The organism is Roseateles sp. T103 (genome assembly GCF_057219915.1).
This window is the reverse complement of the sequence record NZ_JBXVVS010000001.1, coordinates 190,098-213,444: the sequence shown is the minus strand read 5'-3', so window position 1 is coordinate 213,444 and position 23,347 is coordinate 190,098. Positions and strand designations below refer to the sequence as shown.

General features: G+C 68.9%; 16 protein-coding genes and 1 tRNA gene. 14 read left to right on the top strand and 3 right to left on the bottom strand.

Annotated elements, in window-relative coordinates:
* Positions 1–55 precede the first annotated feature (55 nt).
* The 8 genes from AC2EBS_RS00925 to AC2EBS_RS00890 all read left to right on the top strand — a co-directional run bounded on the left by AC2EBS_RS00925 (position 56) and on the right by AC2EBS_RS00890 (position 11,291).
* Positions 56–910 carry an AAA family ATPase gene (locus AC2EBS_RS00925; RefSeq protein ID WP_484726509.1) on the top strand — a complete coding sequence of 285 codons (855 nt, stop codon included), beginning with the start codon at positions 56–58 and terminating at the stop codon, positions 908–910.
* A 13-nt stretch (positions 911–923) separates the two neighbouring features.
* Positions 924–1,163, top strand: coding sequence for a hypothetical protein (locus tag AC2EBS_RS00920; protein WP_484726508.1), 240 nt, complete (start codon positions 924–926; stop codon positions 1,161–1,163).
* Positions 1,160–1,753 carry a GNAT family N-acetyltransferase gene (locus tag AC2EBS_RS00915; protein WP_484726507.1) on the top strand — a complete coding sequence of 198 codons (594 nt, stop codon included), beginning with the start codon at positions 1,160–1,162 and terminating at the stop codon, positions 1,751–1,753. The genes AC2EBS_RS00920 and AC2EBS_RS00915 overlap by 4 nt, the downstream gene beginning before the upstream one ends.
* A 77-nt stretch (positions 1,754–1,830) precedes the next feature.
* The gene (locus tag AC2EBS_RS00910) at positions 1,831–3,894 is read left to right on the top strand and encodes a S9 family peptidase (RefSeq protein WP_484726506.1); all 2,064 of its coding nucleotides are present in this window, start codon (positions 1,831–1,833) and stop codon (positions 3,892–3,894) included.
* Between the two features lie 55 nt (positions 3,895–3,949).
* Positions 3,950–5,134, top strand: coding sequence for a vWA domain-containing protein (locus tag AC2EBS_RS00905; protein ID WP_484726505.1), 1,185 nt, complete (start codon positions 3,950–3,952; stop codon positions 5,132–5,134).
* The gene (locus AC2EBS_RS00900; RefSeq protein WP_484726504.1) at positions 5,131–6,990 is read left to right on the top strand and encodes an autotransporter assembly complex protein TamA; all 1,860 of its coding nucleotides are present in this window, start codon (positions 5,131–5,133) and stop codon (positions 6,988–6,990) included. The genes AC2EBS_RS00905 and AC2EBS_RS00900 overlap by 4 nt, the downstream gene beginning before the upstream one ends.
* Positions 6,987–11,126, top strand: a complete 4,140-nt coding sequence (locus AC2EBS_RS00895; RefSeq protein ID WP_484726503.1) for a translocation/assembly module TamB domain-containing protein — start codon at positions 6,987–6,989, stop codon at positions 11,124–11,126. The genes AC2EBS_RS00900 and AC2EBS_RS00895 overlap by 4 nt, the downstream gene beginning before the upstream one ends.
* Positions 11,127–11,216: 90 nt before the next feature.
* Positions 11,217–11,291 (top strand) — tRNA-Arg (locus AC2EBS_RS00890).
* Between the two features lie 78 nt (positions 11,292–11,369).
* Here AC2EBS_RS00890 and AC2EBS_RS00885 read toward each other — a convergent pair.
* Positions 11,370–12,995, bottom strand: a complete 1,626-nt coding sequence (locus AC2EBS_RS00885; RefSeq protein WP_484726502.1) for an ABC transporter permease — start codon at positions 12,993–12,995, stop codon at positions 11,370–11,372.
* A 78-nt stretch (positions 12,996–13,073) separates the two neighbouring features.
* On the opposite strand from AC2EBS_RS00885, the gene AC2EBS_RS00880 reads away from it, so the two are divergent.
* The 5 genes from AC2EBS_RS00880 to rocF all read left to right on the top strand — a co-directional run bounded on the left by AC2EBS_RS00880 (position 13,074) and on the right by rocF (position 18,613).
* The gene (locus AC2EBS_RS00880; protein WP_484726501.1) at positions 13,074–14,159 is read left to right on the top strand and encodes an ABC transporter ATP-binding protein; all 1,086 of its coding nucleotides are present in this window, start codon (positions 13,074–13,076) and stop codon (positions 14,157–14,159) included.
* Between the two features lie 202 nt (positions 14,160–14,361).
* Entirely contained in the window at positions 14,362–15,795 is a 1,434-nt protein-coding gene (locus tag AC2EBS_RS00875; RefSeq protein WP_484726500.1) for a S41 family peptidase, read from the top strand.
* Between the two features lie 90 nt (positions 15,796–15,885).
* Positions 15,886–16,674, top strand: a complete 789-nt coding sequence (locus AC2EBS_RS00870; RefSeq protein WP_484726499.1) for a HesA/MoeB/ThiF family protein — start codon at positions 15,886–15,888, stop codon at positions 16,672–16,674.
* Positions 16,675–16,752: 78 nt separating this feature from the next.
* Positions 16,753–17,661, top strand: a complete 909-nt coding sequence (locus AC2EBS_RS00865; protein WP_484726498.1) for an LOG family protein — start codon at positions 16,753–16,755, stop codon at positions 17,659–17,661.
* Between the two features lie 28 nt (positions 17,662–17,689).
* On the top strand, positions 17,690–18,613 hold the full coding sequence (gene rocF / locus AC2EBS_RS00860; protein WP_484726497.1) for an arginase: 924 nt from the start codon (positions 17,690–17,692) through the stop codon (positions 18,611–18,613).
* 146 nt (positions 18,614–18,759) lie between these two features.
* Here rocF and AC2EBS_RS00855 read toward each other — a convergent pair whose 3' ends face one another.
* Positions 18,760–19,335, bottom strand: coding sequence for a PEP-CTERM sorting domain-containing protein (locus AC2EBS_RS00855; protein ID WP_484726496.1), 576 nt, complete (start codon positions 19,333–19,335; stop codon positions 18,760–18,762).
* A 411-nt stretch (positions 19,336–19,746) separates the two neighbouring features.
* Here AC2EBS_RS00855 and AC2EBS_RS00850 point away from each other — a divergent pair, with 411 nt between their 5' ends.
* Positions 19,747–22,389: a S8 family serine peptidase gene (locus AC2EBS_RS00850; protein WP_484726495.1), complete on the top strand. Its 2,643-nt coding sequence runs from the start codon at positions 19,747–19,749 to the stop codon at positions 22,387–22,389.
* 73 nt (positions 22,390–22,462) lie between these two features.
* On the opposite strand, the gene AC2EBS_RS00845 is transcribed toward AC2EBS_RS00850, so the two are convergent.
* Positions 22,463–23,317, bottom strand: coding sequence for a DUF429 domain-containing protein (locus AC2EBS_RS00845; protein ID WP_484726494.1), 855 nt, complete (start codon positions 23,315–23,317; stop codon positions 22,463–22,465).
* Between the last annotated feature and the right edge of the window lie 30 nt (positions 23,318–23,347).

The following is a 23,347-nucleotide window of genomic DNA, read 5'->3' as shown; positions in this document are numbered from 1 at the left end:
GATTATAGGCGGCCTCTTATACTGGCCCGCTACCCATCTGTCGTTGATCTACACCATGAAATTCCAGGGTTCCGAGCAGTACGTCGCCACCGATGACCTGAAACTGGCGGTCAACGCCGCCATGGCTCTGCAGCGCCCGCTGCTGGTCAAGGGTGAGCCGGGCACCGGCAAGACCATGCTCGCCGAGGAAGTGGCGCGCTCGCTGGGCATGCCGCTGCTGCAGTGGCACATCAAGAGCACGACCAAGGCCCAGCAGGGCCTGTACGAATATGACGCGGTGAGCCGCCTGCGCGACAGCCAGCTGGCCGGCATCGAAGGCAGCGAGAAGGTCCGCGACATCGCCAACTACATCGTCAAGGGCGTGCTCTGGCAGGCCTTCGAGGCCGACCAGCCGGTGGCGCTCTTGATCGACGAGATCGACAAGGCCGACATCGAGTTCCCCAACGACCTGCTGCGCGAACTCGACCGCATGGAGTTCTATGTGTACGAGACCCGCCAGATGGTGCGCGCCAAGCACCGTCCGCTGGTCTTCATCACCTCGAACAACGAGAAGGAGCTGCCCGACGCCTTCCTGCGCCGCTGCTTCTTCCACTACATCAAGTTCCCCGACGCGGCCACGATGCAGAGCATCGTCGACGTGCACTTCCCCGGACTGAAGAAGGAACTGCTCGCCGCGGCGCTGAAGACCTTCTTCGACGTGCGCAACCTGCCGGGCCTGAAGAAGAAGCCTTCGACCAGCGAGCTGCTGGACTGGCTGAAGCTGCTGGTGGCCGAGGACATCCCCGTCGACGCGCTGAAGAGCGAGGACGACAAGGTGCTGATCCCGCCGCTGGTCGGCGCGCTGCTGAAGAACGAGCAGGACCTGACCCTGTTCGAGAAGCTGGTCTTCATGCAGAGCCGCAACCGCTGAACGGGTGGCCCTGATGCAGAACGACACCCGCAAGGCGCTGCTTGAAGGCGTGGCCGACGCGCTGGGCTTCGTGCTCGGCGCCCTGGTCGGCTGGTGGATAGGCCGGCGCTTCTTCGGCATCGACTTCATCGCCGATAGCGGCTGGGGGCCGGCGCAGTTCGGCGGCCTGCTGTTGATCCTGGCCGGCTCCGGCCTGGGCCGCTGGCTGATGCGCACCCTGCTGCTGGGCCGGGGCGGCCGCACCGGCTCATGAGCCGCCTGCTCGCCCCCGTCACGCTGAGCGGTCGCCATGCCACGCTGACGCCCCTGTCTGCGGATCACCTGGCAGGCCTGCAGCAGGCCAGCGCCGATGGCGAGCTGCACGGGCTCTGGTACACCAGCGTGCCCACAGCTGACGGCATGGCCGCCGAGATCGAGCGGCGCCTGGCGCTGCATGCCAGCGGCAGCATGCTGCCCTTCACGGTGCTCGATGCCCAGGGGCAGCCCTGCGGCATGACGACCTACATGAACATCGACGCCAGGCACCACCGCGTCGAGATCGGCTCCACCTGGTACGCGCGACGCGTGCAGCGCAGCGGTCTGAATACCGAATGCAAGCTGATGCTGCTGGCGCATGCCTTCGACACGCTGGACTGCATTGCCGTGGAGTTCCGTACTCACCGGCTGAACACGCAGAGCCGCCGCGCCATCGAGCGCCTGGGCGCGCAGCTCGACGGCGTGCTGCGTGCGCATCAACGCATGGCGGACGGCACGCTGCGCGACACCGCGGTGTACAGCATCACCGCAGCCGAATGGCCGACCATTCGCACCCATCTGCGCTGGCAGCTCGAGCGGCCGCGCTGACCCCTTGTTTCTTTGTCATCCGCTCACGATCTGTGCGGAAGGACTCCCCTCAAGTCCCTACACAACCAGGAGACCCCATGGCAAGCAAGACCACCAACAGCCGCAAACGATCAGGCAGCAAGTCCTTCGATGTCGATGCGCTGTGGCAGATCGAACGCGTCGGCGCACCCAGCCTGTCGCCGGACGGCGCGCAGGCGGTGGTGGCGGTCACGCGCTATTCGATGGACAAGAACAAGAGCAGTTCCAGCCTGTGGCTGCTCTCCACGCTGGGTGGCGCGCCGCGCATGCTGACCAGCGCCGGCAGTCCTGACAGCAAGGACGGCGCGCCGCAGTGGAGCCCCAAGGGCGACCACATCGCCTTCGTCGCCCGACGCGAGCAGGAGGGCGCCAAGGACGAGGAGGCGCAGCTCTATCTGATCGCACCGGACGGCGGCGAGGCACGCCGTGTCGGCACCGTGGCCACCGGGGTCGAGTCCTTCAAGTGGTTCCCCGACGGCAAGCGCATCGCCTTCCTCTCCTGGGTCTGGCCCAAGCTCAAGGGCGCGGCCGCGCAGGCCAAGGCGCTGAAGGAGTTCAAGGAACGCAAGGAGAGCGGCTACCTCACCGAGGAAGCCGTCTACCGCTACTGGGACCACCACATCCCGATGGGCCGCGTCGCCCATCTGCATGTGATCGACGTGGACAGCGGCAAGGTGCGCGACCTGTTCGAAGGCACCGACTTCGAGCTCACGCGCGCCGATCCGGACGCCAACTGCTTCGACATCTCGCCCGACGGCAAGCGCATCGTCTTCAGCTACGACCCCAACGCCGAGAAGCGCATCGACAGCCGCTATGCGCTGGCCGAGATCGAGCTCAGGAGCGGCAGCATCCGCACGCTGCTGCAGGACAAGGACTGGCACTTCACCGCGCCGCGCTACAGCCATGCCGGCCAGCACCTGGCCTTCCTGGCCTCGAATCAGGGCAAGAAGCACACCATGCCCGACCAGCTCGCGGTGTTGGACACCCAGGGCCACTGGGCGGTGCTGTCCGAGCACTGGGACCATGAGGTCACCGCGCCGCTGCGCTGGGACGAGGACGATCTGGGCGTGATCTTCGGTGCCGAGCAAGCGGGGCGCCGTCACCTGTGGCGCTTCGACGTGAAGACCTGCGAGGCCTTCAAGCTCTTCGAGGGCGGCAACGCCACCGGCTTCGCGCTGCAGGCCGGCACGCTGGTCGTGCAGCACGACAGCGTGCAGCATCCGCCGCGCATCTCGGTGCTGGACAGCGAGGGCGAAGGCAGCGACTGCGTCGCCCGCCGCATCGAGTCCTTCAACGACAAGCTGCTGGCGCAGTACCGTTTCTCGCGCCATGAAGAGGTCTTCTACAAGGGCGCGCAGGGCGACCAGGTGCAGATGTGGCTGGTCTACCCGCCCGGCTTCGACGCCAAGAAGAAGTACCCGCTGCTGCACGTGATCCACGGCGGCCCGCACACCGCCTTTGGCGACAGCTGGCACTTCCGCTGGAACCACCAGGTGATGGCGGCGCAAGGCTATGTGGTGGCCTGCGTCAACTACCACGGCTCGTCGAGCTTCGGCTACCAGTTCCTCGACTCGATCACGCACCGCTGGGGCGAGCTGGAGCTGCAGGACGTCGAGGCCGCCACCGACCTGCTGCTGAAGAAGCCCTGGATCGACCGCCAGCGCGTCTTCGCCACCGGCGGCAGCTATGGCGGCTATATGGTCGCGTGGATGAACGGCCATGTGAAACCCGGCCGCTACCAGGCCTATGTCTGCCATGCCGGCTGCTACGACTGGCAGGCCATGTTCGCCGACGATGCCTACACCTGGCATGCCAAGGAACTGGGCGCCTGGTACTGGGACGATCCGGCCAAGGTCGCCTCGCAGAGCCCGCATGCCTTCGCCAAGGCCATGAAAACGCCGACGCTGGTGATCCACGGCCAGCTGGACTACCGCGTGCCCGATGCGCAAGGCCTGGCCTACTACAACACGCTGAAGGCCCGCGGCGTGCCGGCCAAGCTGCTGTGGTTCCCCGACGAGAACCATTGGATCCTGAAACCGCGCAACAGCAAGCTCTGGTACGCCGAGTTCTTCGACTGGCTCAAGCGCCACGACCCGGCCGCGTCGCGACCGCGACGTGGCTGAGTCGCCTGCATAATCGATCGCCGGAGAGCCCCGCAGGTGCGGGGCGCCGCCTGACATGCTCATCCCCTTCTTCTACACGCTGCGCGCCGCCAAGCTGCCGGTCTCGGTGAAGGAATTCCTCACCCTGCTCGAAGCGCTCAAGCAAGGCGTGATCGACGACGACGGCGGCCCGACGGTCGACAAGTTCTACTTTCTCGCCCGCACCGCGCTGGTCAAGGACGAGGCCAACTTCGACAAGTTCGACCGCGCCTTCGGCGCTTACTTCAAGGGCGTGGAGATGCTCACCGCGGATCTGTACAAGGATCTGCCGATGGAGTGGCTGAAGCAGCACCTGCAGCTCGAGCTCACGCCCGAGCAGAAGGCCGCCATCGAGAAGATGGGCTGGAACGAGCTGATGGAGACACTGAAGAAGCGTCTCGAGGAGCAGAAGGAACGCCACGAAGGCGGCAGCAAGTGGATAGGCACCGGCGGCACCAGCCCCTTCGGCAACGGCGGCTACAACCCGCAGGGCGTGCGCATCGGCGGCAAGGGCGGTAACAAGAGCGCCGTCAAGGTCTGGGACCAGCGTGCCTACCAGGACTACGACGACACCAAGGAACTCGGCACGCGCAACATCAAGGTGGCGCTGCGCCGACTGCGCCGCTTCGCGCGCGAAGGCTCCGAGCTAGAGCTGGATCTGGACGGCACCATCCACGGCACCGCCGCCAATGCCGGCCTGCTGGACATCCGCATGCATCCGGAGCGGCACAACAAGGTCAAGGTGCTGCTGCTGATGGACGTGGGCGGCACGATGGACGAGCACATCCATCGCGTCGAGGAGCTCTTCTCCGCGGTAAAGAGCGAGTTCAAGCACCTCGAGTTCTATTACTTCCACAACTGCGTCTACGACTTCGTCTGGAAGAACAACCGCCGCCGCTTCGCCGAGAAGACGCCGACCTGGGACATCATTCGCAAGTACAACCGCGACTACAAGCTGATCTTCGTCGGCGACGCGACGATGAGCCCCTACGAGATCCTGCAGGCCGGCGGCAGCGTCGAGTACAACAACGAGGAGCCCGGCGCCGAATGGCTGCAGCGCCTCGTCAACGCCTTCCCCAAGTACGCCTGGATCAACCCCGAGCCGCAAGGCGTCTGGCAGTACCGCCAGAGCATCTCGCTGATCCAGCAGCTGATGCACCAGCGCATGTTCCCGCTCACCTTGCAGGGGCTGGAAAGCGCGATGCGCCTGCTGAGCAAATGACCCTGGCGCGCCTGGCTGCGAGCGCCCTGCTGCTGGGTGCCAGCGGGCTCCTGGGCGGCTGCGCCCAACTCAGCCCCCGCTTCGGCGAACTGCTCGGCGAAGTGCCGGTGGTCGGCAAGGCGGTGGCCGGTCCGCAGGCGCCGACCCGTGTCGCCTACCAGCTGGAGCTGCGCGCCCCCGGCGCGCTACGTGCACTGCTCGAAGAGCATCTGGACCTCTCGCGCTACCGCCGCCTGACCGAGGGCCAGGCGCTGAGCCCAGGCGAGCTGGCCCGGCTGGCCAATGCCGCGCCGCCGCAGGCGCGCGCGCTGCTCGAGACCGAGGGCTATTTCGACCCGCAGCTGCGTCTGAGCCGGCGCAGCGAAAGCGGCGTCGAGACTCTCGTCCTCGAAGTCGAACCCGGTCCGCGCGTGCAGGTCAAGGCGGTGGAGATCGCCTTCGAGGGCCCGCTGCAGGACGAGCCCGGCAACGCGGCACTGCGCGAGACACTGACGCAGAACTGGGCCCTGCCCGTGGGCCAGCCCTTCCGGCAGGCCGCCTGGTCCGAGGCCAAGACCGCGCTGCTGACCCGCACGCGCGCCAGCGGCTATGCGCTGGCCCACCTGGAGGCCACCGACGCCGAGGTGGACACCGAGGCCAGCTCGGCCACGCTGCGGCTGACGGTCAGCTCCGGCCCACTGGTACGCCTGGGCGAGCTGCGCATCGAAGGACTGGAGCACCAGCCGTCCGAGACAGTCAGCCGCCTGGCCCAGTTCACGCCCGGCACGCCCTACAGCGAGAAGCTGCTGCTGGACTTCCAGGAACGCGTTCAGGCCACCAGGCTGTTCGATGCCATCACCGTGAGCATCGCGCCGGACGCCGACAACGCCGCGGCCACGCCGGTGCTGGTGCGGCTGCGCGAGTCGCCACGCCAGCAGGCCACCACTGGCATCGGCTACAACGCCAACACTGGCCAGCGCATCACGCTGGAGCATCTGCACCGGCGGCCCTTCGGCCTGGCACTGCGCAGCCGCAGCAAGCTGGAGCTGGGCCGCGACCTGCGCAGCGCCGAGCTGGAGCTGAGCAGCTACCCTCGCGAGGACATGCAGCGCAATCTGGGCTCGCTGGTCGTGGAGGAAGACCGCTCCACCGGCGACGTCAACACCAGCCTCGTCGCCCGCGTCGGCCGGCTGCGCGAACGCGGCTCGGACGAGCGGCTGGTCTTCATCGAGGCGATACGCGCCCGCGAGACCAGCGGCACCACCGGCCAGACGCTCAACTCCGGCGCCAGCTCGGCCAATGTGCAGTGGACGCTGCGGCGCGTCGACGACAAGCTGCTGCCCACGCGCGGCCACACTGCCTGGCTGCAGCTGGGCCTGGGCCGAGCGGACAATTCTGCCGGCAGCAATGGCTTCTTCGGTCGCGCGCATGCCAAGCTCGGCTGGTACCGGCCACTGGGCAGTAGCGGCTGGCATGCCGAGCTGCGCGGCGAGGCCGGCCAGGTGCTGGCCAAGGACGAGGTCGGCATGCCCGACCGCCTGCTCTTCCGCGCCGGCGGCGACAACTCGGTGCGCGGCTATGCCTACCAGAGCCTGGGACCGACCGCGCTCGACGGCAGTGATGTCGGCGGCCGCGTGCTGCTGACCGGCAGCGCCGAACTGGCCCGGCCGCTCAGCGCGCGCTATCCGGCGCTGTGGGGCGCCGTCTTCGTCGACGCCGGCCATGCCGCGCAGCGCTGGAGCGACTACAAGCCGGTGCTGGGCTACGGCCTGGGCCTGCGCGTGCGCAGCCCGGTGGGCAGCCTGCGCCTGGACCTCGCGCGCGGCGACGAGCTGCAGCGCTGGCGCCTGCACTTTAGTGTGGGGATCGCGCTGTGAGCGAGGCCGCGCCGCCCATCGCCAAGCCAGCGTCGCGCCGCGGCCTGCGCCTGGCCGCCACGCTGGCCGGCACCGCGGCGCTGCTCGTCGGCGGACTGGCCGGCAGCCTGTGGTGGAGCCTGGCCACCGCATCGGGCAGCGCCTGGCTGCTGCGCCAGCTGCCCGGGATGCAGCAACTCGACGCGCCCAGCGGCGCGCTGCTCGGTGACTTCTCGGCGCGACGCTTGCTCTGGCAAAGCGGCGACTGGCGCATCGATGTGCAGCAGCTGCGCTGGCAAGGCCTGAGCCTTTCGCGCAGTGCCGCGGCCAGCGCCTGGGCGCAGATCGATGTGCAGGGCCTGCAGGCCGACCGCGTGGAGATCGCCTTTCCGAGCAGCGCCACCGACCTGCCGACGCCGCAAGACCTGACCCTGCCAGTCGGGCTGACGATCGGCTCGGTGCGCATCGCCGAGCTGGCGCTGCCCGCGCTGGGCCGTGATGCCGCGCCGCTGCGCGCACTCGATGCCCGCCTGGCGCTGGGCGACACGCAGGGCCGGACGCACCGGCTGCAGCTCAGGCAACTCGACTGGGAACACTGGCGGCTGCAGGGTGTCTTGAATCAGGACGCCAGCGGCGAGCTGCGCACCCAGGCCAGCCTGCAGGCGCAACGCAGCGACGCCGCCACCGGTAAGGACTGGCGCGCCAGTGCCACGCTCGATGGCCCGCTGCCCGCGCCGCAGCTGCAGGCGCGCATCGAGGGCTTGGGGCAGCACCTGGACCTGCAGGCCGAGCTCGCACCGCTCGCCGCTTGGCCGATGCGCAAGGCCGCCGCCAGCGCCCAGGCCTTCGACCTGGCCGCTCTGACGCCGCGCTTGCCGGCCACGGCCTTGCAGGGCCAGGCGCAGCTGGACTTCGCCGGCTGGCAGCAGCCGGCCCATCTCAAGGCCCAGCTGGACAACGCCCGCGCCGGCCGCTGGGACCAGGGCCGGCTGCCGCTGCGCCGCCTGACGCTGGACCTGAGCGCACGCCCCGACCAGATCAGCCACTGGCGCGAGCAGACGCGCGTCGACACGCTGGAACTGCTGCTGGGCAGTGCAGCGGATCCCGGCGGACGCATCAGCGCCCAGGGCACGCTGCAAAGCCTGCGCGCCCAGTTCGCCGAGCTGCGCCCGACCGCGCTGGACAGCCGGCTGCCGCGCCTGCAGCTCGGCGGCAGCCTGGCGCTGCAGGGCCAGCCGCCCACTGGCGACCAGCAGAACGCGGGCACGCTGCAGCTCGACGGCACGCTCAGCGGCCAATGGCAGACGCCGCGCGGCGCGCAGCCGGTGCGCCTGACGCTGCAGGCGCAGAGCGACCTCGCCCGCACGCTGACGCTGCAGCGCCTGCAGCTGGCCTCGGGCGAAGCCTCGCTGCAGGCCGAGGCCCAACTCGCCCGCAGTGACGACGGCCGCTGGCAGGCCGAGCTCGGCGCACAGGCCCAGCGCCTCGACCCGCGCCTGCTCTGGGGCGGCCGCGACGGCGGCGCCTGGCAGCGCGGCCGTCACGAGATCAACGCCAGCCTGCAGGCCAACCTGACGCAGCCGGCGGGCACCGCCCCCTGGCCCAGCGGCGAGGCCCGGCTGCAATTGCTGCCCAGCCAGATCAACGGCATGCCGCTGGCCGGCGAGCTCAGCTACCGTGCCGATGCCGCGACCACAGCACCGCAGCTGCAAGGCGGGTTCACGGCGGCCGGCAACCAGTTGCAGTGGCGCGCCGGCATCGATGGCCTGGCCACGCTGGAGCTGCGCGCCGACGCGCTGGCCGGCTTGCAGCCGCTGCTGGCGCTGTGGCAGCCGCAGGCGCGTATTGCCGGCGCGGCACGATTGCAGGCGGAGCTGAAGCCGGCGGACGGGCAGAAGCCCGCACTTGCCGGCGACTGGCAGCTGGCACTCAAAGGCAGCGCCGAGCAGCTGACATTGGGCACGCTGAGCCTGGGCGCAGTCCGCATCGATGCACGCACCGGCACGCAGCTGGATGCGCCGCTGCAGCTCACGGCCGAGGCCCGCCAGCTGCTGGTCAGCGGCGCGCGGCTGAGCCAGGCCACGCTGGGCCTCAGCGGCAGCTGGGCGCGCCATCAGCTGAAGCTCGATGGCAAAGGCGCCATCGCGCTGCCCACCTGGCTGGCCACGCTGGCCGGCAGCGACAGCAGCCACGCGCCGCTGAGCGCGGCCGCGCAGTTCGACGGCCAGTTCAGCGGATCGCCATGGGTCACGCTGCGCGACAGCAGTAGCAGCCGCAAGGCCACCCCGGCGCCAGCGCCACTGCAATGGCAGGGCCGTGCCGGCACCGTGCAGCTGCGCCCCGACAGGCCGGGGCTGCCCGCCTGGTTCGACGCCGAGGGCCTGGCCTTGGCCCTCAGTGTCGACCCTCGGTTCAAAGCCCCAGCGCTGCAGCGCCTGGCACTCGCGCCCGGCCACGCCGAACTGGCCGGCGCACGCATTCGCTGGCGCGAGCTGCTGTGGCAGCCCCCCGTCAGCGGCGGCACATTGCCCGAGCTGAGCGCCGAGCTCGAGCTGGAGCCGCTGGCGGTCGCACCGCTGCTGTCACGCTGGCAGCCCGACTTCGGCTGGGGCGGCGACCTGGTGATGGGGGGCCAGGTCCGCCTGCGCAGCAGTCCGACGATGGAGGTGGACATCGTGCTGCAGCGCACCGAGGGGGACCTGAGCGTCACCGACGATGGTGGCGTACATGCGCTGGGCCTGAGCGAGCTGCGTCTGGCGCTGCTGGCGCAGGATGGCCGCTGGCATCTGACCCAGGCGATCGCCGGCGAACACCTCGGTGCGATCGGCGGTGCCTTCACCGCGCTGACCTCGCCGCAGGCGGCCTGGCCCGGCGCCGACGCGACGCTGGAAGGCGTACTCACCGCGCATGTGGCCAATCTGGGCAACTGGGGTGCCTGGGTGCCGCCGGGCTGGCGCCTGGGCGGGCGGCTGGACGCCGGCATCAGCCTGGCCGGCAAGCTGGGCGCGCCGCAGATTCAGGGCCAGGCCAGTGGCGAGCAGATCGCCGTGCGCAACCCGCTGCTGGGCGTCGACGTGGACCAGGGGCGCTTCACCCTGGCGCTGGAGGGGGCGACAGCGACGCTGAAGGAACTCAGCGCCCGCGGCGGCGACGGCACGCTCAGCGCCGAGGGTGCGGTCGAGCTCGGCGAGACACCGCTGGCACGCCTGAGCGTGCAGGCACAGCGCTTCCGCCTGCTGAACCGCGTAGACCGCCGCCTGGTGGCCAGCGGCAAGGGCAGGCTGGAGATGGGCCGCCAGTCGCTGGCACTGGACGGTCGCTTTGCCTTCGACGAAGGCCTGTTCGACTTCTCGCGCGCCGACGCGCCGGCGCTGGACGACGATGTGCGCGTGCAACGTCCGCACGCCCCGGCCCAGGCCGCGCCGGCCGCACGCCGCGCCAGCGAGCGGCGCATCAGCATGAAGCTGGCGCTGGACTTCGGCGACAAGCTGCATGTCTTCGGCCGCGGTCTGGACACGCATCTGCGCGGCGAGCTGCTGCTCAGCCATGCGCAAGGACGCCCGCAGCTCCATGGCACGCTGCGCGCGGTCGGCGGCAGCTACGAGGCCTACGGCCAGCGCCTGGAGATCGAGAAGGGCGAGCTGGTCTTCATCGGCGCGCTGGACAACCCGCGCCTGGACGTGCTGGCGGTGCGGCCCAATACCGACGAGGTCAAGGTCGGCGTGACGCTGACCGGCACCGCGCTGATCCCGCGCGTGAAGCTCTATTCGGAGCCCGAGCTCAGCGAGGCCGAGAAGATCGCCTGGCTGGTGCTGGGCCGCGGGCCCGACACGCTGGGCCGCTCCGACACGCTGCTGGTGCAGCGCGCTGCGCTGGCGCTGCTGGCCGGAGAAGGCCAGAGCACCACGGGCAAGCTGATGAGGAACCTGGGCCTGGACGAAGTCTCGGTCGGCCAGGACGTCGACGAAACCCGCGGCACCGTGGTCCGCGTGGGCAAGCAGATTTCCAAGCGCGTCTATCTCGGCTACGAACGCAGCCTCAACGCCACCACCGGCAGCTGGCAGCTGATCTACCGCATCGCGCAGCGCTTCACGCTGCGCGCGCAAAGCGGCGAGCAGAACGCGATGGACCTGATCTGGCAGTGGCAGTGGCGCTGAGGCGCCCGGCTCGCCGGAAACGCCACTTGCTCATGAGACAATGCGCGCCGCCCGGCACCCTGCCGGGCGCGACGCTTCTTGTGTCCGGCGCTCTCCGTAGTTCAATGGATAGAACGGCCGCCTCCTAAGCGGCAGATACAGGTTCGATTCCTGTCGGAGGGACCATCGCAGATCGGAAAGCCCGGGGGGCTTTCCGATCTGCGATGGAAGTTCAGCTGCGTGGCCCGGCCGGCCCTCCCGGCTTCAGCCACTCCGCCGCATCGCCCGCGACAGCAGGATCACCGGAATCAGCCCCACCGCCACGATGGCCAGCGAGGGCAGGGCCGCCTCGCTCAGGCGCTCGTCGCGCGCCAACTGATAAGCCACGACAGCCAGCGTGTCGCTGTTGAAGGGCCGCAGCACCAGCGTAGCTGGCAGCTCCTTCATCACGTCGACGAAGACGAGCAGCGCCGCCGCCAGCCCCGAGCGCAGCAGCAGCGGCGCGTGCACGGCGAGGAACAGCCGCGCCTTCGAGGCGCCGAGCATGCGCGCGGTCTCGTCCAAGGTCGGCGAGATGCGCGCATAGCCGGCCTCGATGGACTGCAGCGCCACGCCGGAGAAGCGCACCAGATAGGCGTAGAGCAGGCCGAGGATGGTGCCGGTCATCAGCGCAGGCAGGCCCAGCTGAGGCGCCTTTTCCTGCAGCCAGCCCAGCGGCAGCAGGATGCCCACCGCGATCACGGCGCCGGGCACCGCATAGCCCAGCGCCACCACGCGGGTGGAGGCGCGCAACAGCAGGCCCTGCGTCTGGCCCTGTCCCTGGCGAGCACGCGCCAGATAGGCCAGCACCAGCGCCAGTGCCACGGCAAGCACGGCGGCCAAGCCGGCGAGCTTCACGCTGTTGAGGCTCCACTGGATGAAGCGCTCGATCGGCAGGCCGAACTCGCCGTAGATCGCCTCCTGCCACATCAGCCGCGCCAGCACCAGCACCGGGACCAGGAAGCCCAGCACGATGGGCAGCGCACACAGCAGCCAGGCGCCCAATGCAGCCGGCCCGTGCAAGGGCAGCGGCCTAGCCTCGGCGGCATGCAGTGCACCCGCACGGCTGCTGGCAAAGCGCAGCCGCGCCTGCGCACGGCGCTCCAGCCAGAGCAGCAGCGCCACGGCGACCAGCAACACCGAGGCCAGCTGCGCCGCGGCGATGCGGTCGTTCATCACCAGCCAGGCCTTGTAGATGCCGGTGGTCAGCGTGGCCAGGCCGAAATAGGCGCCAACGCCGTAGTCGGCCAGCGTTTCCATCAGCGCCAGCGCCACGCCCGCCGCCAGCGCTGGCCGGGCCAGCGGCAAGGCCACCTCGCGCACGCGGCGCCAGGGGCCGGCGCCCAGCATGCGCGCCGCTTCCATCAGCGCCACGCCGCGCTCAGCCAGGGCAGTGCGTACCAGCAGGTAGACATAGGGGTAGAGGCACAGCACAAAGAGCAGCACCGCGCCGGGCAGGCTGCGCACATCGGGCCACAGCGGCCGGCTGGCGCCGAGCAGCTCGCGCAGGCCGGTCTGCAGCGGGCCGCTGAACTGCAGGAAGTCGGTATAGGCATAGGCGGCCACATAGGCCGGCATGGCCATGGGCAGCAACAGCGCCCACTCGAACACGCGCCGCCCCGGGAAGTCGAACAAGCTCACCGCAGCGGCAGTCGCACCGCCCAGCGCCGCCACACCCAGCGCCACCGCCACGCTGAGCAGCAGCGAAGCCCAGGCGTACTCGGGCAGCACGGTGTCGAGCTGGTGGCGCAGGATCTCCAGTGCCTGAGCGTCCATCGCCAACCAGGAACCCAGCACGCCCAGCACAGGAACGGCGAGCAGCAGACACAACAGGGTGACGAAACGCAGCATGAACAAGTGGGGCTGGATGGGCGGAAAGTCGCACAGATGAGAACGATCCGCATTTGAGCCCGGTATCATAGGCCCATCATGTTTCTCGCCCTGGATCAGGTCGGTCTGCGCTACCCCGGCGCAGGCTCCACAAGACGCGCCGTCGACGGCGTCACGCTCACGCTGGGGCGCGGCCAGATCGGCGTGCTGATCGGCCCCTCCGGCTGCGGCAAGACCTCGCTGCTGCGCGCCATCGCCGGCCTGGAACGGCTGCAGGCCGGACGCATCACCATCGAGGGCGAATCGCTGGCCGACGCGGCGACCGGCCTGCACGTGGCGCCGGAGGCGCGGCGCATCGGCATGGTGTTCCAGGACTATGCGCTGTTTCCGCACCTCTCCATCGCCGAGAACGTCGCCTTCGGCCTGCGCCATCTGAGCCGCAGCGCACGCGAGCAGCGCATCGCCGAGGTGCTGGACCTGGTCGGCCTGGCTCATGCGGCCCGGCGCGCGCCGCACCAGCTCTCCGGCGGCCAGCAGCAGCGCGTGGCGCTGGCTCGGGCGCTGGCGCCCTCGCCTCGGCTGCTGCTGCTGGACGAGCCCTTCTCCAGCCTGGACGTGGACTTGCGCGAACACCTCTCGCAGGAACTGCGCGCCATCCTGCAGGCTGCCGGAACCACCGCGCTCTTCGTCACCCACGACCAGGCCGAGGCCTTCGCCATCGGCGACGTGGTCGGCGTGATGCAGCAGGGCCGGCTGGAACAATGGGACGAGGCCTACACCGTCTATCACCGGCCGGCCACACGCTTCGTGGCCGATTTCATCGGTCACGGCGTCTTCACCCCGGCGCGCATCGTCCAGGGCCCGGCCGGGCCGTTGGTGCGCACGCCGCTGGGCGATCTGGCCGACGCCGGCGAGTGCCCGCTGCCCGAAGCATTCCCGGAAGGCCGCTGCGAGCTGCTGCTGCGCGCCGACGACATCGTCCACGACGACGCGGCGCCGGTGAAGGCGCAGATCGAGCGCAAGATCTTCCGCGGCGCCGAGTTCCTCTACACGCTGCGCCTGGCCAGCGGCGAACAGCTGCTGGCCCATGTGCCCTCGCACCATGACCATGCCGTGGGCGAGTGGATTGGCATCCGCGCCCACGTGGACCATGTGGTCACCTTCGCACCGGCGCCGAACAGGTAAAGATCGGCAAAGCCCGCAGCAGGCCGATTGAAAAAGCGCCGCAAGGCACGAAGTAAAGCGCGCAATAGGCCGCGCATCTCCGTGCCTGGCGGCCATCCCGCCTCAGGCAAGCTTAAGGGGCGCGCCCTATACTGGGCGCGCAGCGGAATCCCGCTGGATGGATATTGCAGCAGTACATCGACCGAGAGGGAGCGCTCGCATCATGGGTGCCAAATTGAAAGTTGCAGGTTGGGTGGCGCTGGGCGCCATGGCAGGCGCGCTGACCACCATGCAGTTGCAGGCCAATGCACGCAGCACGATGACGCCGCTGCCGCTGGAGGAGCTGCAGCAGCTCGCCTCGGTGTTCAGCATCGTGAAGAGCGACTATGTCGAGCCGGTCGACGAGAAGAAGCTGATCAACGACGCCATCGCCGGCATGGTGGCCGGTCTCGACCCGCATTCGCAGTTCTTCGACAAGAAGAGCTTCAAGGAATTCCGCGAAGGTACCTCGGGCAAGTTTGTCGGCGTGGGCATCGAAATCGGCATGGAAGACGGGCTGGTGAAGATCGTCTCGCCGATCGAGGGCAGCCCCGCCTTCCGCGCCGGGCTCAAGAGCGGCGACCTGATCAGCCGCATCGATGACACCCCGGTGCGCGGCCTGTCCATCGACCAGGCAGTCAAGCGCATGCGCGGCGAGCCCAACACCAAGGTGCAGCTGACCATCTTCCGCAAGAACGAGAACCGCAGCTTCCCGGTGACCATCACCCGCGAGGAGATCCGCGTGCAGAGCGTGCGGGCCAAGATGGTCGAGCCCGGCTATGCCTGGCTGCGCGTCAGCCAGTTCCAGGATCGCACGGTCGAGGACTTCGCCAAGAAGCTCGAGGAGCTCTACAAGCAGGACCCCAACCTCAAGGGTCTGGTGCTGGATCTCCGCAACGACCCGGGCGGCCTGCTCGAGGGTGCGGTGGCCGTCTCGGCAGCCTTCCTGCCGCGCGATGTCGAGGTGGTCTCGACCAACGGTCAGGTGGCCGACTCCAAGGCCAGTTTCAAGGCCAACCCCGATTTCTACCTGCGCCGCGGCGGCAACGATCCGCTCAAGCGCCTGCCGGCCGCGGTGAAGAGCGTGCCGATCGTCGTGCTGGTCAACGAGGGTTCCGCCTCTGCTGCGGAAATCGTCGCCGGCGCGCTGCAGGACCACAAGCGCGCCGTCGTGATGGGCGCGCAGACCTTCGGCAAGGGTTCGGTGCAGACGGTGCGCCAGCTCGGCCCCGACACCGCGCTGAAGATCACCACCGCGCGCTACTACACGCCCAGCGGCCGCTCGATCCAGGCCAAGGGCATCGTGCCCGACGTGCTGCTGGACGAGACCGCCGACGGCAATGTCTTCGCCGCGCTGCGCGTGCGCGAAGCCGATCTGATCAAGCACCTTGAGAACGGCGAAGAGACCAAGGACGAGGCCCGCCAGAAGGCGCGCGACGAGGCGCGCAAGAAGCTCGAGGAAGAGCGTGCCAAGGCTGGCGAGATCAAGCCCCTGCCCGAGTTCGGCAGCGCCGAGGACTTCCCGCTCGCCCAGGCGCTGAACCAGCTCAAGGGCAAGCCGGTGCAAGCCTCCAAGACCGCCACTGAGCGCAAGGCCGAGGCCAAGGTCGACGAGTAAGACCGCGCTCGCCGATCACGACGGCCCGACACGGCCCGCCGATCCTCCGGGAACGGCGGGCCGTGCTGTTTTCTCGCCTATGCTGCCGGCATGAGCCACGACGAGATCTCCGCACCCGACCTCAGCGACGAGCAGCTGCTGCGCTACTCGCGCCACATCCTGCTCGAGGACATCGGCATCGAGGGCCAGCAGCGCCTGCTCCACAGCCGTGCACTCGTCATCGGGGCCGGGGGCCTGGGCTCGCCGGTGGCGCTGTATCTGGGCAGCGCCGGTGTCGGCCGCATCACGCTGGTGGACCATGACACCGTGGATCTGACCAATCTGCAGCGCCAGCTGGCGCACAGCCTGGCACGTGTGGGCTGGCCCAAGGTGGAGTCAGCCGCACAGGGCATTGCCGCCATCAATCCCGAGCCGCGCGTGCTCGCCCTGCAGGAGCGCGCCGACGCCGCGCGGCTCGACGAACTGGTGCGCGAGGCCGACGTGGTGCTGGACTGCAGCGACAACTTCGCCACCCGTCAGGCCGTCAACCGCGCCTGCGTCACGCACGGCGTGCCGCTGGTGGCCGGCGCGGCCATCGGCTTCGACGGCCAGATCAGCGTCTACGACACGCGCCGGCAGACGGCACCCTGCTATGCCTGCCTGTTCCCGCCGGACGCTGCGGTGACCGAAGCGCGCTGCGCCACCATGGGCGTGTTCGCGCCGCTGGTGGGCATCATCGGCGCCATGCAGGCCGCCGAGGCGCTGAAGCTGCTGCTGGGTATGCCCGGCACGCTGAGCGGCCGCCTGCAGATGCTCGATGCGCGCCGCATGGAATGGAGCGAGATCGGCATAGGCCGCGACCCGGCCTGCCCGGTCTGCGCCAGCCGCACCGCAGAATAATCGGCCACATCCCGTGAGGACGGAATTAAATTCCGTGCTGTCACACCTATGCTGCGCCCGCCGCGCCGCCAGACTGCCATGAGCACCAAGACCAGCACCGACAAGCGCAAGACGCTGACCGCTCGCAACTTCCCCAGCGCCAAGGACGAGGCGCGCGTGGCCGTGCCGCCGGCCGACTACGCCGGCCCGAACAGTGCCTACCGCCTGGCGTTCACCGACAACGACTTCCTGCTGCGCGAAGAGCTGCGCCCGATACGCATGCAATTGGAGCTGCTCAAGCCAGAGCTGGTTCAGCAGGAACAGGAGATCAAGTCGACCCTCGTCATCTTCGGCAGCGCACGCATCAAGTCCGAGCAGGACGCACGCGAGGCGCTGGCGCATGCCAAGGCCGGCGGCGATGCGCAGGCCATCAAGAATGCCGAGACGCAGCTGAAGATGAGCCGGCACTACGAGGAGGCGCGACGCTTCGCCGGCATCGTCTCCAAGGTCTCGGCCGAGCGCGGCAACCCGATCTACGTGGTCACCGGCGGCGGCCCGGGCATCATGGAAGCCGGCAACCGCGGCGCCTACGAGGCAGGCATGCGCTCCATCGGCCTGAACATCGTGCTGCCGCACGAGCAGTCGCCTAACCCCTACATCACGCCGGAGCTGTGCTTCCAGTTCCACTACTTCGGCCTGCGCAAGATGCACTTCCTGATGCGCTCGGTCGCGCTGGCCTGCTTCCCGGGCGGCTTCGGCACGCTGGACGAGCTGTTCGAGACGCTCACCCTGGTGCAGACCGGCAAGAGCCGCCACCGCCCGGTGCTGCTCTTCGGCAAGGAGTTCTGGCAACGCCTGATCGACTTCGAATACCTGGTCGAGACCGGCATGATCAGCCGCGGCGACGAACGCTTGTTCCACTTCGTCGAGACCGCCGAGGAAGGCTGGGCGCTGCTGGAGCGCGAATACGACATCAGTCCGGCCCAGCCGCAGGCCGGCACCGAATGAGCTAGCTGAAGCAGACGAAAGGATTCCGATGAGCAACAAGCCCGCAGCAGTCTCGCTGATCGGCGCACCCACCGATATCGGTGCCGGCGCGCGGGGCGCCAGCATGGGCCCCGAGGCCATGCGCGTCGCCGGCATCGCACAGGCCTTGCAGGCGCACGGCGTGGACGTGGTCGACCGCGGCAACCTCAGCGGCCCGGCCAACCCCTGGCTGCCGCCGGTCAACGGCTACCGACATCTGGACGAGGTGGTGGCTTGGAACCGCGCGGTGCACGAGGCGGTGCATGCCGAGCTGCAGCTCGGCCGCATGCCCATGCTGCTGGGCGGCGACCATTGCCTGGGCCTGGGCTCGATCAGCGCAGTGGCGCGCCACTGCCGCGAGACCGGCAAGAAGCTGCGCGTGCTCTGGCTGGACGCGCATGCCGACTTCAACACCAGCGCCCTCACGCCCAGCGGCAACATCCATGGCATGCCGGTGGCCTGCCTGTGCGGCTTCGGCCCGCAGGCGCTGATCGAGATCGGCGGCAAGGTGCCCGCGATCAGCCCGAAGTGGGTGCGCCAGATCGGCATCCGCAGCGTGGACCCCGGCGAGAAGCGCTTCGTGCATGAGCAGGAGCTCGAAGTCTTCGACATGCGCTACATCGACGAGATGGGCATGCGCCACGCGATGGAACTGGCCCTGGCCACGCTGGATGCCAACACGCATCTGCATGTCAGCTTCGACGTCGACTTCCTCGACCCGGAGATCGCCCCCGGCGTGGGCACCACCGTGCCCGGCGGCCCCACCTACCGCGAAGCCCAGCTGTGCATGGAGATGATCGCCGACACCGGCCGCCTGGGCTCGCTGGATGTGATGGAGCTGAACCCGGCGCTGGACGTGCGCAACAAGACCGCGCAGCTGGCGGTGGACCTGATCGAGTCGCTGTTTGGCAAGTCGACCTTGATGAGGAAGTGAGCTTGCCCTGCCGGCGGCGGACGGGAAAGGCACCCTGACGAGGAAGTCAGTCGCCCCTGCCCTCAAACCTGAACGGAGAAGTGCAAACGGGCACCCAAGGTGCCCGTTCTTGCGCAGACCCGGCAAGCCGGGTCAGGCATCCGCGCTCAGCGCGATTGGCGACGGCGACGCGATGCCGCCAGCATGCCGACCAGCGCCAGCGCTGCCAGCGCGGTCGAGCTCGGCTCGGGAATCACCTCGTAGCGAACCGTCAGCGAGCCGGTCCACACACCGTCCCACTCCCCGACAAAATCGTCGTACCACTCGAAGAACTCGAAGGCCAACAGGCCGTCGGCAGCAGTGAAGAAGTCCAGGCCTGCCGCAACCAGGTCGTAGAAGCCCGAGTACTCGCTGGTGCCAGGAACGTCGTCACCAAGACCTGGCCACAGCTGGATACCGGCCCCACCGGTGGCGCTGATGTCCACGCCCAAATCGGACAGGAAGCTCGGATCGCTCGCGAACAGATTCACGTTCCAGCCAACGCCCAGCACTCGTGAATCGGCACCAATGTTCCACTCATAGCGGGCATTGGCGGGATCGCCCAGCGTACCGACGCTAGGCGTCTCCGACAGGTCCAGCGTGCGGGACAAGATCATCGTGCTGGCCTGAGCCGGCAGGAAGGCCGAAGTGGCGACGACGGCGACCACCGCCAGCAGCCACTGCCTGATGCGCATTAGGTTCATGCATGTACTCCTGGGAAAGGGAGGAAGTTGGAAATCGCTCCTGACGCCCCCAACCGGGCGCCACGATGGGGCGAATGTGCCAGCCGCGGCTGCCCGCCACAACGCGCTCCCCCGCGCTCATGTGGGAGGGACAGTCCCGACAGGGTGAACCCCGATGCAAAGCGGGTCGCTTTGCACGCCCAGACGCCTCATCGAAGCGCACCCCGATAACAAGGGGCGTGCACCCCGGCAGCACTGGCCGCACTGCGCCGTTCTGCGGCGTCCAATGCAGCCGCAAACGTGCACACAAAGGGTTTAACCCTCCACCCATTCACGGGGGTATCCCATGACTCAGCCTCGGGAAAGCACCGATCAGCGCAACGAGACTGCGCCCGAGCATGGCGCCTTCGAATTCACCCGTTGGAGCTCAACATGCCCATGAAGCCGTCGATGCCCAGGCCCAGCGCTCTCGCGCTGTTCATCAGCGCCGCCCTCGCCTGCGGTGCCGTGTCCGCGCAGACCGTCAGCGTCACGCCCGAGAACGCCAAGCTGTGGTTTGTCGAGCTGACCGGCAAGCCGCTTGCCGATGGTGGAACGCTGACGGCACTGCAGGCCGAGAAGTCCGACTTCCGCAGCCGTGCACGTGCGGCCGGCGCCAACTTCGTCGAGCGCCGCAGCTACGACACGCTGTTCAACGGTTTCGCGATGGAAGCGTCGGCGTTGGACCGCATTCGCCTGTCCAATCTCAGCGGCGTCAAAGCCATCTACCCGGTCGAGCGCATCCAGGCACCAGATCCGGTCAAGGACGCCGACAACGTCCCCAATCTGATCGCCGCCATCGGCCTGACCGGCGCCAAGCAGGCGCAAGACACACTGGGCCTGACCGGCACGGGTGTGAAGGTGGGTGTGATCGACTCCGGCATCGATATCGACCACCCGGCCTTCGGCGGCAGCGGGACGAACGGCGCCACGTCCTTCCCGACCGCTCGCATCATCGCCGGCTACGACTTCGTCGGCGATGCCTTCAACGCCAACGGGACCACGGCCGCCGAGCTGACGCCGGCGCCTGACAACAATCCCGATGACTGCGGCGGGCACGGCACCCATGTGGCCGGCATCGTCGGCGGCAATGGCGGCGGCATCGTCGGCGTGGCGCCCGGCGTCACCTTCGGCGCCTACCGCGTCTTCGGCTGCAATGGCACGACCACGGCTGACGTGATGATCGATGCGATGGAACGCGCGCTCAAGGATGGCATGCAGGTCATCAACATGAGCATCGGCGCGGCACGCCAGTGGCCCCAGTACCCGACGGCCCAGGCCGCCACGCGTCTGGCCAAGAAGGGCATCGTGGTGGTGGTCTCGGCCGGCAACAACGGACCAGGCGGCTCGCAGCCGGATGCGCTCTTCGCCGGCGGCGCGCCCGGCGTGGCCGAAGGCGTGATCGGCGTCGCCTCGTTCGACAACGGACAGCGCTCCTTCTCGGTCGGCAGCACACCCTATGGCTACACCCCGGCTTCCGGCGCCGCGGCGACTCCGACCAGCGGCAGCTTCCTGATGGCCCGCACCGGCACCACGAGCACGGCTAACGATGCCTGCAACGCGCTGCCCGCCGGCAGCCTGACCGGCCGGGTCGCGCTGATCCGCCGTGGCACCTGCGGCTTCTACCAGAAGGCCTTCAACGCCCAGGCCGCAGGTGCGGTGGGTGTGGTGCTCTACAACAATGCAGCCGGTGCGTTGAACGCCAATGCCTCGGGCTCCCCGGCACTGACCATCCCGGTGGTCGGTATCACCGCGGCACAAGGCGCGACTCTGGATGCACTGATCGCCGCGGGCGATACCACGATGAGTTGGACCAGCACCTATGTGGGCTACCCCTTCGGCACCGGTGGTCTGATCTCCGGCTTCAGCTCCTTCGGCCTGGCGCCGGACCTGACCTTCAAGCCCCAGCTCGGCGCCCCGGGCGGAGGCATCTTCTCGGCCTATCCGCTGGAGCAAGGCGCAGCGGCCACACTGTCGGGTACCTCGATGGCCGCCCCGCATGTGGCCGGCGTTGCAGCCCTGGTGCTGCAGGCCATCCCGACGGCTGCCACCGGCCGCAGCGTGGTGGTCAACCGCAATGCGCCGCTGATCGACATGACCACGCGCTTGATGAACACCGCCAAGCCCAAGGCCTGGTCAGGCAACCCAGCACTGGGCTTCCTGGACTACAGCTTCCGCCAGGGCGCGGGCATGGTGGACGCGGTAGCAGCCATCCAGAGCCAGCAGTTCGTCGTGCCTTCGCAACTCGCCCTCGGCGAGAGCGAGGCCGGCCCGGCAACGCGCACCCTGACCATCCGCAACGACTCGTCGCAGCCCGTGACCTACACCCTGGGTCACACCGCCTCGGTAGCCGCTGGCCCGAACGCGGCCAACGGCACGACCTCCTGGGTGTTGAGCGGCACGTTCAGCGCGCCGGCGACGGTGGGCTTCAGCAGCGGCACGGTGACCGTGCCGGCCCGCGGCTTCACGACGGTCAGCGTGAACATCACCGCCAACGCCGATCTGACGAATCTGGGTCTCTACGGTGGCTACATCACGCTGACCCCGCTGAGCAGCACCGCCACCCCGCTGGTGGTGCCCTATGCTGGCCTGAAGGGTGACTACCAGACCACGCAGCTGCTGCGCGCCTCGACGGCCGGCTACCCCTGGCTGACGACCTTCAACGGTGCCACTTACTCGCGTTGCGGCAGCGTCGGCCTACCGGACTGCAGCTACACCATGGCTGGCGCCACCAGCTCGCCCTGGGTGGTGCTGCAGTTGCAGCATCAGGCACGTACGCTGCGTCTGGAAGCTCTGGATGCGAGCACCGATGCAGTCGTCGGCGTGATCAGTGAGGACCATTACCTGGGTCGGGCCTCCACCCCCAGCCCCAACGCGGCCTTCACCTTCAACTGGAACGGCACGACGACGAACGGTGTCACGCCCAACGGCAGCTACAAGATTCGCGTCTCGGCACTGAAGCCACTGGGCGACCCGGCCAATGCCGCACACTGGGAAACGTGGGTTTCTCCAGTGCTGACCATCGCGCGGCCCTGACGCCTGAGGCACAGGCGCCAAGCACAGAGCGGGCTTCGGCCCGCTCTTTTTTATTCCTCTTTCCATTGCGTGATCAAGCCGGCGCGCTGACGATCCAGCCCTCCAGTGGATCGGTATCGGCGGGCCGCCCGCAGTCGGGTTGCCCGAGCGCCCACGCCGCCTGCAGCAGGCACAGCACGGCGTCGAGACGGTCACCACTGGCGTCGTCGGCCAGCGCCTCGCGCTGCGCATGGCTGAGCTTGAGGCGCAGGCCCAGCCGCGTGCGGCCCTGCTCCAGCGCGTCGATCAGGTCCTTGCGCGCGATCAGCCGCTCACCGTTCTGCTTGGCGCGATCGTCGCTCTTGTAGGAGCGGCGGCCGAGCACCTCGCGCGCCAGCAGGCCCGGGTAGGCCTCCAGCGCGACCCGGCCACGGTCGCCGTCATGCAGACCCGGCAGGTGCACGCCAGCCGCCAGCAGCCGCGGCACGCCCGCATGAAGCATGTAGGCCACCGGCGGGTTCACCCACTTCATCGACGGCGAGGCGCCTGCCGGGATGTCCGTGGCGCGATGCGCAAATTTGGCGCCCGCCGGCCGTGCCGCACAGAAAGCTGCGAACTGCTCGCGGATCTGCGCCCGGCTCAGCGCCGCATAGTGACCGATCAGCGCCGCCCACTGCTGCGGCCAGCCCAGCGTCAGCACCAGCTCGCGCGGCAGGCCGAAAGGAAAGTCGAAGCCGCCCAGCCAGGGGCCAGGCCGCTGCAGCAATGCCGCAAACTCCTCCAGTGAGGCCAAGGTCTCCAGCCCATCGAGCAGCACCAGCTGAGCCCGGCGCTGGCCGCTGGCCACCACGATGGGCTTGCGCGGCGAGGGCGAACTGCTGAAATCCACGCCCAGCAGGCGTAGCGCACCGCTGCCGCAAGCCTCGGCCTTGTTGTTGCTGTTGATCATCGCCGCCACTGTAGCGCCGGGACTCGGCTT

What these genes read in the sequence shown, in the direction of transcription:
- AC2EBS_RS00875 (WP_484726500.1), top strand. Translation starts at nt 14,362, where the DNA reads ATGGGTGCCAAATTGAAAGTTGCAGGTTGGGTGGCGCTGGGCGCCATG.
- AC2EBS_RS00850 (WP_484726495.1), top strand. Translation starts at nt 19,747, where the DNA reads ATGCCCATGAAGCCGTCGATGCCCAGGCCCAGCGCTCTCGCGCTGTTC.
- AC2EBS_RS00900 (WP_484726504.1), top strand. Translation starts at nt 5,131, where the DNA reads ATGACCCTGGCGCGCCTGGCTGCGAGCGCCCTGCTGCTGGGTGCCAGC.
- AC2EBS_RS00925 (WP_484726509.1), top strand. Translation starts at nt 56, where the DNA reads ATGAAATTCCAGGGTTCCGAGCAGTACGTCGCCACCGATGACCTGAAA.
- AC2EBS_RS00905 (WP_484726505.1), top strand. Translation starts at nt 3,950, where the DNA reads ATGCTCATCCCCTTCTTCTACACGCTGCGCGCCGCCAAGCTGCCGGTC.
- AC2EBS_RS00915 (WP_484726507.1), top strand. Translation starts at nt 1,160, where the DNA reads ATGAGCCGCCTGCTCGCCCCCGTCACGCTGAGCGGTCGCCATGCCACG.
- AC2EBS_RS00845 (WP_484726494.1), bottom strand. Translation starts at nt 23,317, where the DNA reads ATGATCAACAGCAACAACAAGGCCGAGGCTTGCGGCAGCGGTGCGCTA.
- AC2EBS_RS00910 (WP_484726506.1), top strand. Translation starts at nt 1,831, where the DNA reads ATGGCAAGCAAGACCACCAACAGCCGCAAACGATCAGGCAGCAAGTCC.
- AC2EBS_RS00870 (WP_484726499.1), top strand. Translation starts at nt 15,886, where the DNA reads ATGAGCCACGACGAGATCTCCGCACCCGACCTCAGCGACGAGCAGCTG.
- rocF (WP_484726497.1), top strand. Translation starts at nt 17,690, where the DNA reads ATGAGCAACAAGCCCGCAGCAGTCTCGCTGATCGGCGCACCCACCGAT.
- AC2EBS_RS00880 (WP_484726501.1), top strand. Translation starts at nt 13,074, where the DNA reads ATGTTTCTCGCCCTGGATCAGGTCGGTCTGCGCTACCCCGGCGCAGGC.
- AC2EBS_RS00865 (WP_484726498.1), top strand. Translation starts at nt 16,753, where the DNA reads ATGAGCACCAAGACCAGCACCGACAAGCGCAAGACGCTGACCGCTCGC.
- AC2EBS_RS00920 (WP_484726508.1), top strand. Translation starts at nt 924, where the DNA reads ATGCAGAACGACACCCGCAAGGCGCTGCTTGAAGGCGTGGCCGACGCG.
- AC2EBS_RS00855 (WP_484726496.1), bottom strand. Translation starts at nt 19,335, where the DNA reads ATGAACCTAATGCGCATCAGGCAGTGGCTGCTGGCGGTGGTCGCCGTC.
- AC2EBS_RS00885 (WP_484726502.1), bottom strand. Translation starts at nt 12,995, where the DNA reads ATGCTGCGTTTCGTCACCCTGTTGTGTCTGCTGCTCGCCGTTCCTGTG.